The 12,917-nt window shown below is 51.8% G+C and carries 15 protein-coding genes; 3 read left to right on the top strand and 12 right to left on the bottom strand.

The window, feature by feature from the left end; translation table 11 throughout:
- The 4 genes from KQJ19_RS13550 to KQJ19_RS13535 all read right to left on the bottom strand — a co-directional run.
- Positions 1-645 (bottom strand): AroM family protein (locus tag KQJ19_RS13550; RefSeq protein WP_216403754.1); only part of this gene is annotated, 645 nt, incomplete at its 3' end.
- A 247-nt stretch (positions 646-892) separates the two neighbouring features.
- Positions 893-1,084 carry a protein YaiA gene (gene yaiA, locus KQJ19_RS13545; protein WP_016155839.1) on the bottom strand — a complete coding sequence of 64 codons (192 nt, stop codon included), beginning with the start codon at positions 1,082-1,084 and terminating at the stop codon, positions 893-895.
- A 26-nt stretch (positions 1,085-1,110) separates the two neighbouring features.
- Positions 1,111-1,656, bottom strand: coding sequence for a shikimate kinase AroL (gene aroL / locus KQJ19_RS13540; RefSeq protein WP_016155838.1), 546 nt, complete (start codon positions 1,654-1,656; stop codon positions 1,111-1,113).
- A gap of 185 nt (positions 1,657-1,841) precedes the next feature.
- On the bottom strand, positions 1,842-2,297 hold the full coding sequence (locus tag KQJ19_RS13535) for a YaiI/YqxD family protein (protein WP_016155837.1): 456 nt from the start codon (positions 2,295-2,297) through the stop codon (positions 1,842-1,844).
- Positions 2,298-2,445: 148 nt separating this feature from the next.
- On the opposite strand from KQJ19_RS13535, the gene proC reads away from it, so the two are divergent.
- The gene (gene proC, locus KQJ19_RS13530; protein WP_016152005.1) at positions 2,446-3,255 is read left to right on the top strand and encodes a pyrroline-5-carboxylate reductase; all 810 of its coding nucleotides are present in this window, start codon (positions 2,446-2,448) and stop codon (positions 3,253-3,255) included.
- 17 nt (positions 3,256-3,272) lie between these two features.
- Here proC and adrA read toward each other — a convergent pair whose 3' ends face one another.
- The 5 genes from adrA to KQJ19_RS13505 form a co-directional block, all read right to left on the bottom strand.
- On the bottom strand, positions 3,273-4,388 hold the full coding sequence (gene adrA, locus KQJ19_RS13525) for a diguanylate cyclase AdrA (protein ID WP_088583121.1): 1,116 nt from the start codon (positions 4,386-4,388) through the stop codon (positions 3,273-3,275).
- A gap of 91 nt (positions 4,389-4,479) precedes the next feature.
- Positions 4,480-4,800: a phosphate starvation-inducible protein PsiF gene (gene psiF, locus KQJ19_RS13520; RefSeq protein WP_003830956.1), complete on the bottom strand. Its 321-nt coding sequence runs from the start codon at positions 4,798-4,800 to the stop codon at positions 4,480-4,482.
- A 97-nt stretch (positions 4,801-4,897) separates the two neighbouring features.
- Complete coding sequence (gene phoA / locus KQJ19_RS13515; RefSeq protein WP_200047355.1) at positions 4,898-6,313, bottom strand: alkaline phosphatase; 1,416 nt, start codon at positions 6,311-6,313, stop codon at positions 4,898-4,900.
- 104 nt (positions 6,314-6,417) lie between these two features.
- On the bottom strand, positions 6,418-6,660 hold the full coding sequence (locus KQJ19_RS13510) for a sigma-S stabilization anti-adapter protein IraP (RefSeq protein WP_016152002.1): 243 nt from the start codon (positions 6,658-6,660) through the stop codon (positions 6,418-6,420).
- A gap of 249 nt (positions 6,661-6,909) precedes the next feature.
- A complete protein-coding gene (locus KQJ19_RS13505; protein ID WP_046275379.1) occupies positions 6,910-8,106 on the bottom strand; it encodes a multidrug efflux MFS transporter in 1,197 nt (398 codons plus the stop codon).
- 301 nt (positions 8,107-8,407) lie between these two features.
- Between KQJ19_RS13505 and ddlA the strand changes: the two genes are divergently transcribed.
- A complete protein-coding gene (gene ddlA, locus KQJ19_RS13500) occupies positions 8,408-9,502 on the top strand; it encodes a D-alanine--D-alanine ligase (RefSeq protein ID WP_047357706.1) in 1,095 nt (364 codons plus the stop codon).
- Between the two features lie 25 nt (positions 9,503-9,527).
- On the opposite strand, the gene KQJ19_RS13495 is transcribed toward ddlA, so the two are convergent.
- Complete coding sequence (locus KQJ19_RS13495; protein WP_019076140.1) at positions 9,528-9,749, bottom strand: DUF2754 domain-containing protein; 222 nt, start codon at positions 9,747-9,749, stop codon at positions 9,528-9,530.
- A gap of 264 nt (positions 9,750-10,013) precedes the next feature.
- Here KQJ19_RS13495 and KQJ19_RS13490 point away from each other — a divergent pair, with 264 nt between their 5' ends.
- Positions 10,014-10,337, top strand: a complete 324-nt coding sequence (locus tag KQJ19_RS13490) for a DUF2755 family protein (RefSeq protein WP_016151998.1) — start codon at positions 10,014-10,016, stop codon at positions 10,335-10,337.
- Here the strand turns inward: KQJ19_RS13490 and KQJ19_RS13485 are convergent.
- Positions 10,322-11,425, bottom strand: a complete 1,104-nt coding sequence (locus KQJ19_RS13485) for a DUF1615 domain-containing protein (RefSeq protein ID WP_216403752.1) — start codon at positions 11,423-11,425, stop codon at positions 10,322-10,324. The two genes, KQJ19_RS13490 and KQJ19_RS13485, sit on opposite strands and share 16 nt — an antisense overlap.
- A gap of 16 nt (positions 11,426-11,441) precedes the next feature.
- Complete coding sequence (gene sbmA / locus KQJ19_RS13480) at positions 11,442-12,662, bottom strand: peptide antibiotic transporter SbmA (RefSeq protein ID WP_049282012.1); 1,221 nt, start codon at positions 12,660-12,662, stop codon at positions 11,442-11,444.
- Positions 12,663-12,917 lie beyond the last annotated feature (255 nt).

The raw sequence follows: 12,917 nt of genomic DNA, 5'->3' as shown, positions 1-12,917 counted from the left end.
CAACACATTAGACAGAAGAACCGGGACATCCAGCGATTTTTGCAGTAAATCGCGATGGCGTTGATTGAACCCCAGACAATCCAGCATGATCACATCCGCGCCTTGCTCCAGCAGTTCTTTCCCGGCATCAATCAATTGTTGTTCGCTACCTTCGATCGGATTCGCCACGGCATACACTGGTGGAGTTTGTAACACCTGCCATTTTTGCGTCTGGGCTTTGAGCAATTCGGTGACGGGGACAATAACCCCGACCTGATGCCCATCGACAATCGAGGCCACCAGCGGGGGGATAATACGTAACGGCTCCAATAGAATGCTATTGCGGGCGGTCAGGCGAGCGATTGAGGCGGTACTCATCAGCAGGATCACGTCAAAGCCCTGGTTATCCAGCACCTCCACGATACTTTGCAGCGAGCGCTCTACCTTCTGGCGTGAGACATGCGCAAGTTGGTGGTCGCTGAGCAGCGTTAATAAAGGCTCGTCACCGGGCGAAACGCCGTACTCAGCCATCACATCTTCTCGCCGCATCTGTCCAAGCAGACTGTGGTGAGTAATGTGCTGTTCATCGATATATTCCGTCAGGAGCGGTAACACCTCACACATCGGCACCACGCCAATCGTGAGGATAGCCAACGACGCACTCATTTGTTGCTCCACCATCTTCTTACTTTGCTGTGAAATCCCGGGCAAGTGCCGGGCGCTGACCTGCGCTACAAATGCTCAAAAGCGTAGCAGTTGATCGGCGGTGTATTGTGTAAAGATTCCAAATCATTCCGGTACTGGATTGTTATTGCTTAATTTTCAATTTTAACGGTATACGGCGAAATTTAAGAAAATGTGATGAACGCCCGTCCTGGCACTTTTCAGACTCGTGCCAGGACGGTGCTTAATATCAGGTTTTATCGGGGTCTTCGTAGCGTTTTTTGGCATCCATGGCTTCCTGCGCAGAAGGATGCTCACTGATCAACGTATTCGGTTTAGGGTGATCGGCTCGAAGTTGATACCAGGTTACCGTCTGGCCTGGCGTCCCCTTTTCAACCGTAACAATGTTCGCTTGACGTGGGTAAGGTGGTTTTGTCGGCATAGTTCTTCCTTTTCACTGGATGAACATTAAGTATAGACACCGCCCTGTAACCGTGGCGCTGCCTGCGCCAGTATCTCAAGAATGTCTTCCACCACCTGCGCAGGTTTATGGGTGGCATCAACGATGTAGTGCGCAGCTTCACGGTACAGAACATCGCGCTGGGCGAGCACTTCCTGCACCTCTTCAGTCAACGGCTTACCGGTTAAGGTTGGGCGCAATCCTTCTTCAGGCGTGGCCTCCAGACGATCAACCAGTACTGATACCGGTGCGCTTAAATAGATAACCACGCCGTGGCTGCGCATGTAATGACGATTAAATTCGGTAAGAATGATGCCGCCGCCGGTCGCAACAACCGTCGCCGGGGCTGTGACGGCCTGCAGAGCGCTCGTCTCCTGGGCACGAAACCCTTCCCATCCTTCCCTTTCGACGATCTCCGCCACGGTCATCTGCACGTGCGATTGCAACCAGCGATCGGTATCGACAAACTGGAAATCGATAGCCTTCGCCAGCGCCATACCGGTAGTTGTCTTACCACACCCCCGGGGGCCGACAAGATAAAGAGGTTGCGTCATTACAGAAATTCCCCAGGGAGCCGCGAGCGAGCGGGATCTGATGCGGTTAAAGATATAATCATATCACCAAACTAGTACATCGCCAAAACGTAAAGAAAAAATTACATACAGGGTAGAGATACCTATTAACCCCTACTATAACAAGAATTCACCATGAATAAAGTGTAAATAATAAATTACACGTTTTATTTTCTGCGCTGTACTTCCAGCCACCACTTATCAAGCTCAGCAGCAAAATGCTGCCTGTCTCGTGGTGAAAGGCTGTCCGGCCCGCCGGTCTGAATACCGCTGGCGCGTAGCGTATCCATAAAATCACGCATCATCAGACGCTCACGGATCGTGGCTTCGGTATAACGTTCACCGCGCGGATTAAGCGCCGCCGCACCTTTTTCAATGACTTCTGCCGCCAGCGGGATATCCGCCGTTATCACTAAATCACCGGCACTACACTGACGTACAATCTCGTTATCCGCCACGTCAAACCCGGCGGGAACACGTAATGTGCGGATAAACCGCGAAGACGGGACGCGCAAACTTTGGTTGGCTACCAAAATAAGCGGCATCTGCATGCGTTCAGAAGCGCGGTACAAAATATCTTTAATCACATTCGGACACGCATCGGCATCCACCCATATTGTCATAATTTCTCCCCACTGATGTGCAGTTGCACATTGTCGCGTGCTTTTACTTGCAGGCAAAGTGCTGTTTATCCTTCTGCACGTATTCAATCCGCGCTAAGCTTAGCTTTCCCAGGTAAAACAATGAATATCACGCATAGGGAGTGACAAAATGGACAAGAAAATCGGTTTTATCGGCTGCGGTAATATGGGCAAAGCGATACTTGGCGGCATGATCGCCAGCGGCCAGGTTCTCCCCGGACAAATCTGGGTCTACACCCCTTCCCCCGATAAAGTCGCTGCATTGCACGACCAGTACGGTATTAATGCGGCGCAGTCTGCGCAAGAGGTCGCGCAAATCGCTGACATCGTTTTTGGGGCCGTAAAACCAGGCATCATGATTAAAGTGCTGAGCGAAATTACCTCCAGCCTGAACAAAGACTCCCTGGTCGTCTCGATTGCCGCTGGCGTCACCCTCGATCAGCTCGCCCGCGCGCTGGGCCATGATCGTAAAATCATTCGCGCGATGCCAAACACGCCGTCACTGGTGAATGCCGGAATGACCTCCGTCACGCCAAACGCCTTAGTCACGCCAGAAGACACCGCCGACGTGCTGAATATCTTCCGCTGCTTTGGTGAAGCGGAAGTCATTGCGGAGGCAATGATTCATCCGGTCGTTGGCGTCAGTGGTTCAGCACCGGCCTATGTCTTTATGTTTATTGAAGCGATGGCGGACGCCGCCGTGCAGGGTGGCATGCCTCGCGCGCAAGCTTATAAATTCGCGGCGCAGGCAGTAATGGGGTCGGCAAAGATGGTGCTGGATACGGGTAAACATCCCGGAGAACTGAAGGATATGGTGTGCTCGCCTGGCGGAACCACCATTGAAGCGGTACGCGTCCTGGAAGAACGTGGTTTTCGTTCATCAGTGATTGAAGCGATGATTAAGTGCATGGAGCAGTCGGAAAAACTCAGCCGCTCCTGAGTTAACACCGCCGGACGTCAGGCCGCCGCCTCAGTGCGGTTACGTCCGGAATTCTTTGCTTTGTAGAGCGCCATATCCGCCGACTTTAACCATTCTCGATAATGCTCGGTTTCTGCGGTCAGCGGCGCAACGCCCACGCTGATCCGCAGAGCAACCTGCGGCGCGCAGGATAAACGCAGTTGGCCAAGTCGTTCGTGAACACGAGACATCGCCGCAATCGCGCTGGTTGCCGGCGTGCCGCACATAATCACCGCAAACTCATCACCGCCAAAGCGCCCGATCACGTCGCTACCGCGTAAGGTCATCTGCAACTGGCGGGTCAGCGCGACAATCGCCTGGTCCCCAACGTCATGACCCCAGGTATCATTGATGCTCTTAAAATGGTCGATATCGATAATCAGTAACGTGGCGTCACGCTGGTAGCGGCGGCAATTATCAAATTCATTACGCAGTAACAGTTCCCAATGGCGGCGGTTGTACACCCCAGTCATGCCATCTCGCGTACTCATCACCTGTAAACGGCGTTTATGTTCCGCCAGCTTGATGACCGTCTGGTAGCTGACCCAGGCAAACAGCAGCGGATAAATCACCAGTACCGGCAGCGTCAATAGCACGCTAAGTTGAGTACTGCTAAAAGCGACGGAGATATCGGTTAACTGTAACGTCACCAGGCATGAAACCATCATCAAAACGGCGCCTGCGATGAATATTCGCATCCCGCCTGCGCCCATCAGGTTGATGCAGATAATCATCAGCAGCGCCGTGGATGGCAACAGGTTTACGCCCATAATTCCTATCCACATACCGGCAAGAATGGCATCGGCTTTTAAGTTGGTAAATTCGCTATGCAGAGGATCGTCGGCTTTGCTGGCCAACTGCCAGGCCAAATGCGGCCAGACAAACGCCCATCCCACCAGTAATAGCCACCAGCCACCGGTAATAGGCTGAGCAACTAATACCGACGCGATAGGGAAAAACATTCCCCCCAATCCCACCGCTCGCGGCAGCCTGATTCGTCGGGCGAATCGCAGACCGGAACGTTGGTGGTCATTTTGATGAAGCGATAAAAATGCTTCATTCGGGACGACCTTCTTTTGATAAAAGTTTTCATCATTCATTGTATTTGGGAATATTCTGAAACAAATTTCCCAAATTATAGGAAGGGGTCTGGTGGCGGAAGTATGATATTTCGGGTGAGCGATTTTACCTGCTCACCCGTAAGTGCTACGCAGATTTCTTCAGGCAAGCGCTCATAAATTTATTACGATCATCACCTTTCAGAGACTGCTCCGTCGCCTTAACGTTACATTCACGCATTTTTTGCTGCTGCGGCGTCAGGCTCTTTTCCTCCGGCGCAGATTTACTGTTTTTCAGGCAATCACTCATATATGTCTTACGCGCATCCCCTTTTAAGGTCTGCGCCGTTGCCTGCTGATTGCAGGTGGTCATACGCTGTTGTTGCGGGGTTAAAGTCTTCTCGGCAGCACCGACGGTAGTTAAAAAAATCAGACCAAAAAGCAGCGTCATTAATAATGTAATTTTCATAGCATCCTTCTTTTCTGAACGACAACACACAGGTAAGTTTGGCTGCTAACGATAAAAATACCACCCGGCGGCAAAAGTATTGCCGCCGGGCGTCGGGTTATTTCAGTCCTAACGCCGATTTCATGGTGTAAAACAGGTCGGTTTGATCGGTCAGGCCGACCACATTCGCCGCGTGCGGGCCATAGGCTGCAATTCGCAATTGGCTGCCGGTGTGCTCCTGAGATTCCTCTTCAGAGTTGCCGTAGCTGATGACCATGACCGCGCCATCTTTGGTGTTCAGCGCCTGGGTCAGGCCTGGTGCTTTGGTATCCGGCGCGACAATCTGGCTGGCATGTGCGTGGTCAGCGGTTACCACCACCAGGGTGTTGCCATCTTTCTTCGCAAAGGCAAGCGCGCGCTGTACCGCTTCGTCCAGATCGACCGTTTCGCCAATCTGTCCGCACGGGTTGGCGGCGTGGTCCTGTTTATCGATTGACGCCCCTTCCACTTGCAGGAAGAAACCTTTCTCATTTTTGCTTAACAACTCAATCGCTTTATCCGTCATCTGCGCCAGCGTTGGCACGCTGTCGTCACGCTTTGGATTTGGCGTACAGGTCACAACCGGCTTATCCAGATTGCCATGATAAGACGCTTTCGGACCTTCCCAGCGCACGGGCATATTGCCGTCAGAGAACAGGCCCAGCAGCGGTTTATCCTGATTAGCTTCGGTAATCGCCGCCAGCGTCGCGGTATCACTCACCATCTGATAACCGCGGGCCAGGGCTTGTTCACGCAACGTTTTACCCTGCCACTCGCCTGCCGCAGCGGTTTCCGCAAACGTTTTTGCCCCGCCGCCCAGCGTAACGTCAGCCCGGGCATTCAGTAATTGTTCGGTGATGGACCCTTTACCGCCTTTTTCCAGCGCATTGGTTGGGCATTTTTCACGTGTCACGCCTGGGCCATAGCACTTACGCGAAGTCACATGGGCAACCAGCGCCGCCGGGGTAGCATCCTGCAATTCAGCGGTAGAAACGTTGCCCGTTGCCAGCCCCGCCGCTTTTGCCATTTCAAGAATTGTGGCGTGATCTTTTTCATGAATATCAACGCCCAGCGCACCATTATATGTTTTCACACCGGTGGTCCACGCCGTCGCGGATGCCGCAGAATCCGTCACATAATCGGGTTTACCCGTTTTCTTATCCAACGCATAGTGCGTGTATTGTCCGGTCAACGGTAAAGCATCAATTCCTTTAAAAAAGCCGCCTGCGCCTTCGGCATAATTTCGCGCGGCCGTTATTTCTGAGTCCCCCATCCCATCGCCAATCAATAAAATAATATTTTTGGCCGGTTTATCGCTCAGAGATTCGCGCAGAGCCGCCGTTTGATCGGCAGACAATCGGCGGGCGCCGCCCGGCGTGGTGATATCACCCTGAGCGGCACGATTATCCATAACCGCTATGGCAGAGGTTTCTGCATTAATAACCGGGGTAAACAGCAAAGGTAACAGGGCAATAGCGAGTGCGCTTTGTTTCACTTTATTTTCTCCATGTATAAATACGGTAAAATTAAAACAAAGCGACTATAAGTATTTGATGTGACACTTTTATGATAATTTGTGGATGACGCACCACGGATTACTCAAAACGCTTTTGGCACACTCTCGCCAGCGTTATGAACGTTGGTCAGAAACGCAGGCATACGGCCTTCTCCAGCCAAAGCCCCTTCAATTTGGCGAATAAATATTTGCCGATCGTTACACGTCATATTGCGCAGCATTTCGATGATTACCTGCTCCAGCGTTTCAACCTGCGCCGTCAGTTCTTGCGACTCTTCTTCTTTTTGGGCGAGCTTAAGTAACAACTCAGTAACGAGATTTTTCATTTACGTATTCCCTTAACCAAATATAGGCCACGTTATCATTAAGACTCACAACTGCCTAGAGGATGAAAGTTGTATTTTCATAAGAAATAAAACGTTTTGCGAAAACAATCACAACACAAAATAAGGGAGAAGGAGTCTTAGCGCAGAATTTCTCCATATAAAAGGATAAAGGGATTAATAATCACCTGGATATATAAATGCATAATGATGGATTAACAACGCTGACGGGCAGCGTTGTTAATCAGGTACTCAGCGTGCGCAGCGCCGACGTCGCAACGCGATAGCCAGTTGCCAAATGTTGATAAGCACAATGCACGCCGTGGCAATAAACACCCAGCGAAAGCCCGCCATTGCCGAAACCGTTGCCCCCATTAATGGCCCGGCTACGTTGCCGAGATACATAAATGACTGGTTATAACCAAAAATGCGCCCGGTTATCTGGTCGCTGGAGTATTTCACCAGCAGCGTCTGCACCGCGGGCAACATCGCGCCATCGGCAAAGCCGAGCAGAAAACGTAAGATCCCCAACTGCAACGGCGTAGTGACCCATGACATGGCGAAAAACAACACGACGGCGAAGATTAACGTTGCCATTAAAATCCGCTCGGTCCCAATACGATCGCCTAATTTACCTAGCCGGGGCGCAGAAATCAGCGCCGAGATGCCCGGAACCGAAGCAATCAGCCCGCTGAGAAAAGCAATATTAGAACTGTCTGGGACCATTGATTTAATAAACAGCGCCAGAATCGGCCCAATTGAGCCGTTACACAACTGGATCACCATCGTAGTAAAAAACAGGCTGATCACCAGCGCCGGATAAGGCAGCGAGGCAAAGACGGCCTTCCCGCTCAGGCGTTCGCTTTTTTTGATTGTCGGGCGCACACCTTCTTTGATTAAGAACAGCGTGACCAAAAAACTCACTACCAGCAAAGCCGCGGTAATACAGAATACCGCCCGTAAGCCAACGTGGTCGGCAATAAAGCCCCCCATCAGTGGTCCGCCAATAACGCCGCTAATTTGCGCCGTCGAGAGCGTACTCAGCGCCCACCCGCTGCGTTCGCGCGGAACCTGTGAGGCTACCAGCGCCATCGCATTGGGAATATAGCCAGACGTTAACCCCATGACCCCACGCAGCAGAAAAAGCTGCCAGACGTTAGTGGCAAAGGCCTGCAGTAAAATCGCAATCGCCATACCCAAAGAGGCCCGCAGCAGCATTAGCTTGCGTCCTTTACGGTCGGCTAAACTCCCCCACATCGGAGAGACTATGGCTGAAATCAGGAAGGTGACGCTAAACGTTAAGCCGGACCACATTGAGAGTGCTTCATGGGAGCTTACCCCCAGTTGGGAGATATAGAGCGGTAAAAAAGGCAGGATTTGGCTGATTGCCAGGCCGGTGAAAAAGCAACCGAACCATACGGAAATGAGGTTGACTCTCCAGGATTCCATAGGGACTCATAACGATAAGTAGCTGAAAACTGTGAGTAGCTTAACAAATTACTTAGCCAAATAAGGGTCCACAGGTGCGATATATCACAGTTTAGGATTTTATCTTCCCGCTCATCATATTTGTGATATACCTCACATCAACCCCACAATATCAGCAGGGGTTTATGCTCCGCGTCCGTTCTGCGCGTTTGCGCTTATCTGTACCTCTGTTGCCCACCAAAACAATCTGCCAGAAGCCGAGGAAACCTGCGTTTTGTCGTGGTAATGTATGTGCTTTGCATTCATGGAATGGGTTTTTAAGATGGCAAAGTTGCGGGTAGGAATCGTATTTGGTGGTAAATCAGCGGAACATGAAGTGTCATTGCAATCGGCAAAAAATATTGTCGATGCCATCGACAAGACTCGCTTTGACGTTGTGCTGTTAGGTATTGATAAGCAAGGACAATGGCACATTAGCGATGCCAGTAACTATCTGCTCAATTCAGATGATCCAGCGCATATTGCGCTGCGTCCTTCCGCGACCAGCCTGGCTCAGGTCCCGGGTAAACAAGAGCACCAGTTGATCGATGCGCAAAACGGTCAGCCACTGCCAACGGTCGATGTTATTTTCCCGATCGTACACGGCACGTTGGGTGAAGATGGCTCTCTGCAGGGTATGCTGCGCGTGGCGAATCTGCCGTTCGTCGGTTCTGATGTCCTGGGTTCTGCGGCCTGTATGGATAAAGACGTGACCAAACGTCTACTGCGCGATGCCGGATTAAACATCGCGCCATTTATTACGCTCACCCGTGCCAATCGCAACCGCATCAGCTTTGCCGAGGTGGAATCCCGCCTTGGCCTGCCGCTGTTTGTGAAACCAGCCAACCAGGGCTCATCCGTTGGCGTCAGTAAAGTGACCAGCGAAGCGCAATACGATCAGGCCGTCACGCTGGCATTTGAATTCGACCATAAAGTCGTGGTGGAACAAGGGATCAAGGGCCGCGAGATCGAATGCGCGGTGCTGGGCAACGATCAACCGCAGGCCAGTACCTGTGGCGAGATCGTGCTGAACAGTGATTTTTACGCTTACGACACCAAATACATTGACGATAACGGTGCCAAAGTGGTTGTTCCGGCAGCGATCGCACCGGAAGTTAACGATAAGATCCGCGACATTGCTATTCAGGCTTATCAGGCGCTGGGCTGCGCCGGTATGGCGCGCGTGGACGTTTTCTTAACCGCAGAGAACGATGTTGTGATCAATGAGATCAACACGCTGCCGGGCTTTACCAACATCAGCATGTATCCAAAATTGTGGCAGGCGAGCGGCTTAGGCTATACCGATTTGATCACTCGCCTGATCGAACTGGCGCTGGAACGTCATGCGGCGGATAGCGCGTTGAAAACCAGTATGTAAACCCGCCTGGATGCCTGATCGATAGCTATTGGGCATCCTTTGCTTCTTCTTCATCTTCCACGCGGCGACGGATAATTAATCCGGCCAGCCAAAAGCTAATCACCCACGTCACCAACCCCACCGCATAGGTCTGCCATCCCTGCGCTTCAAAACCCAGTAAGCCCACCACACCGTTCAGAATAAAGATAAGCCCAATAGCGAAGGCATAGTAGTGCCAGTCTCGGCGGATTTTAACAGGCAGGTTCATAACAGCTCCGGTGGAAATACAACGTGAAAGCGCATCCTCGCACATTTCCTCATAGACGTCTGTGGCCTGTGCGGAATTTCTGAAATGTAACTTGATTTCACTTAAGGTTACGTAATTGTGACAACCAGCAAAAAACCGAGATCCAGGAATAATCTCTACCTGAAATTACCATCATTCTGATATTGACATTGCCGATCACCTGTCAGACTCACTGTCAGTTCCAGGCATCACGTCAAAAAAAGCAGGTTATTTCCGGAGGTCTTTATGGCTGATTTTACGCTCTCAAAATCCCTGTTTAAGGGCAAGCATCGGGATACCTCCTCCCTGCCCGGCAACATTGCGTATGCCGTATTTGTGCTGTTTTGCTTTTGGGCAGGCGCGCAGGTTTTAAATCTGTTGGCCCACGCTCCCGGCATCTATGAACAGCTGATGCAGTTGCAAATGCAAGAGACAGGACGCCCACGAGTTGAAATTGGCTTAGGCGTCGGTACCCTTTTTGGGCTGGTCCCTTTCCTTGCCGGAAGTCTGATTCTTGGCGCCATCGCGGCATTCGTGCGCTGGCGCCGCCGTCATCATAATGATGACTGACCCATACATTTCGCTCGACGATCGTCCACGCGTTTCGCAAACCACGCGGTAGTCAGATTACGTGTAATCTTCGGGCTTTCCAGCTGAATGCCTGGCAGCATTTCACGGGGTAGCGCTTTCCCAGTCTTCGCCTCCGCCAGCTTATAGACCTTCTCGTACAGCGCGGTATCCTCAAAGGCCAGGCTGTCACCTTTTTGCAGTTGACGGTGGATCTCACTCTCGCTCATCCCCAGCTTTCCGGCCAGTTTACGTACCGCCAGCTCGGTTTTGCCCGGCTCGCTGCTGCCGTAGAGAATCAAGTCACCATCCATCGCCAGCTTCACTCCGCTGGCTTTACTGACCGCATTCTGGAAAGCTGCATTGCGGCTGGCATACCATCCCGCATTGAAATCGGCGAAACGGAAGATTGGCGCGCTGTAATTCGCCGGGTAGTTAAGCAGATGATACGTACCGAACCACAGCCCACCGCGGCGGCTGAACATTTCCTGACGAACTGTTCCCGCCATTTTCCACGGATACCCATCGGCGTGCTGTTCGGCAAACGCGATACTGACCTGCATTGGCCCACCGGTATGTACCGGATTAAGCGAACCAAACAGCGTCTGCCCCATCGGTACCATATTGATAAAATCATCAAAAATGGCGCTAAGCTGTTTTTCCGTTTTCACCGTATCCAGACGCTCGCTGTAGCTTTTCCCCGTTGGCGAGTTAATCTTCAGTGCGGTATGCACCACAAACTGCGGGATATGCATACGCTCGGCGCGCCGGTCGATCTCTTTCCAGGCGATTTTACTTAAGTTTGGAACGGCCGGATCCGCCTGATAGTTTGACTCCTGTTGCGCAACCGCCAGCACCGAACAGATATTTTCAACCGTCGGCGCCAGCTTCTGGCTTTCAAACGTCTTCGCTAAATCCTGCGCCCATGCGTCCCGGTCTTTCACGCTGGCGGGCATTTTCTGGCGCACCACGCTCGCCACATCGACGGCTTTCTCCCCTTTTTTTAGCGGCTGCGCGGGTTGGCTACTACATCCCACCAGCACCAGAGCGGCCAGACCGGACAAGGGGTAAAGACGGGAAACCGTCGACATAACATCTCCTTTTTTATTAACTAAGCGTATGGGTAACTTCCTGAATATCCTGGCCATCAAGCTCACGTTCAAAGCTGCGCAGACGCTTATAAATAGACATCAGTTCGACTAACGTTGTCCAGGAGTTAATCAAATACTGGAACGAACCGCGCACCTGGCCAAACACGTTGGTGATTTGCGTCATCAGGCCGAGCGTAATCGTACCGGCAACAATCGACGGGAACAGCAGGAACAAGCCGAAAACGTTATCAACCTGCAGGTATAGAATGCGGGCGATATTGAAGTACATATAGTGAAAATAGAGGCGGAAGTAGTTCTGGCGCACCGCATGGAACAGTTCACGCACCGTCGGCGGGGTCGCACGATTAGCGTCATCTTCACCGTAAACCAGTTCTTTACGGTAGGCCGCTTCCACGCGCTGGTTTTTAAACTCCAGCCCCGGAAGTTTGATGCCGACTACCGCCAGCAAGCCGGTTCCCATCAGCGACCAGACAATCGCGGCAATCACCAGGCCATAAGGAACATGTCCAACAATGGGCAGGTCCGGCACATGGGCTGAGAGTGTGACCAGGACAGGTAAGAAGGCAATCAGCGTCATAATCGCATTGATAAAGCTGACCCCCATATTTTCAAGCGTGGAGGCAAAACGCATGGTATCTTCCTGCACACGCTGCGCCGCGCCTTCAATATGACGCAGATGCTGCCAGTGCGCCATATAGTGTTCGTTCATTGCGGTACGCCAGCGGAATACATAGTGGCTAACGAAGAAGTTGTTCATCACCCCAATGACCACGGCAATCAGCGCAATGCCAAGAAAGATGCCTACTTCATGATAGAACTGCTCAATCTTCACCTTATGCGGCGCACTCAACGCGGACTGAATCAGATCATAGAATGGCGCATACCAGGCGTTGACGGCGACGCCAACTTCAACCAGAAACCAGGTCACGAAAATAATCAGCGACGTGCCCAGTATGGACCAGTACTGCCAGCGGTGCGGGCTGTAGATAAACCAGAACAGCGCGAACACACCAACACAAAGGATGTAATACGCATAAAAAATCAGGTAATCCAGTGACCAGAATCGGGCCGCGCTAATCGGTACGTCTCCCGACGCGCCGGTAATATGCGCAACCCAGGCTCCCCCACCTCCTTGCCAGAATACAACGGCGACCAGTGCCCAAATAAATGCCGAAATAAAGAACGGCCCCGGCTTTGGGAAAAAAGACTTAAACATAGTGCTCTCCTGCTAACTTCTTATCGTTATGACGACTGCTGTGTATTTGCCACCGTGGAGTGCGGCGGCCAGACGGCTTACGCCCAAAAACACAAGCTGAAACCGACAAGTGTGACCAAAACCGCGGCACTTAGTTCGCACCCGGGTATGAAGAATTGTTTCTGTGATTTTCACACTCGACAACGTTCCAGCAAGTGCAGATTATCACAGCGTGAGATCACAAAAGCGAACATCCGTAATCCGGGAAACGCTCGC

It is taken from the genome of Citrobacter sp. S46_ASV_140, assembly GCF_018919545.1.
GTDB classification, from domain to species: Bacteria; Pseudomonadota; Gammaproteobacteria; order Enterobacterales; family Enterobacteriaceae; genus Citrobacter; species Citrobacter braakii.
Note: the sequence above shows the minus strand (reverse complement) of the source record. Positions and strands in the feature narration are given on the sequence as shown.

Coding starts and splice junctions, on each gene's coding strand:
- yaiA (WP_016155839.1), bottom strand. CDS start 1,084: ATGCCGACAAAACCACCTTACCCACGTCAAGCGAACATTGTTACGGTT.
- aroL (WP_016155838.1), bottom strand. CDS start 1,656: ATGACGCAACCTCTTTATCTTGTCGGCCCCCGGGGGTGTGGTAAGACA.
- KQJ19_RS13535 (WP_016155837.1), bottom strand. CDS start 2,297: ATGACAATATGGGTGGATGCCGATGCGTGTCCGAATGTGATTAAAGAT.
- proC (WP_016152005.1), top strand. CDS start 2,446: ATGGACAAGAAAATCGGTTTTATCGGCTGCGGTAATATGGGCAAAGCG.
- psiF (WP_003830956.1), bottom strand. CDS start 4,800: ATGAAAATTACATTATTAATGACGCTGCTTTTTGGTCTGATTTTTTTA.
- KQJ19_RS13510 (WP_016152002.1), bottom strand. CDS start 6,660: ATGAAAAATCTCGTTACTGAGTTGTTACTTAAGCTCGCCCAAAAAGAA.
- KQJ19_RS13505 (WP_046275379.1), bottom strand. CDS start 8,106: ATGGAATCCTGGAGAGTCAACCTCATTTCCGTATGGTTCGGTTGCTTT.
- ddlA (WP_047357706.1), top strand. CDS start 8,408: ATGGCAAAGTTGCGGGTAGGAATCGTATTTGGTGGTAAATCAGCGGAA.
- KQJ19_RS13495 (WP_019076140.1), bottom strand. CDS start 9,749: ATGAACCTGCCTGTTAAAATCCGCCGAGACTGGCACTACTATGCCTTC.
- KQJ19_RS13490 (WP_016151998.1), top strand. CDS start 10,014: ATGGCTGATTTTACGCTCTCAAAATCCCTGTTTAAGGGCAAGCATCGG.
- KQJ19_RS13485 (WP_216403752.1), bottom strand. CDS start 11,425: ATGTCGACGGTTTCCCGTCTTTACCCCTTGTCCGGTCTGGCCGCTCTG.
- sbmA (WP_049282012.1), bottom strand. CDS start 12,662: ATGTTTAAGTCTTTTTTCCCAAAGCCGGGGCCGTTCTTTATTTCGGCA.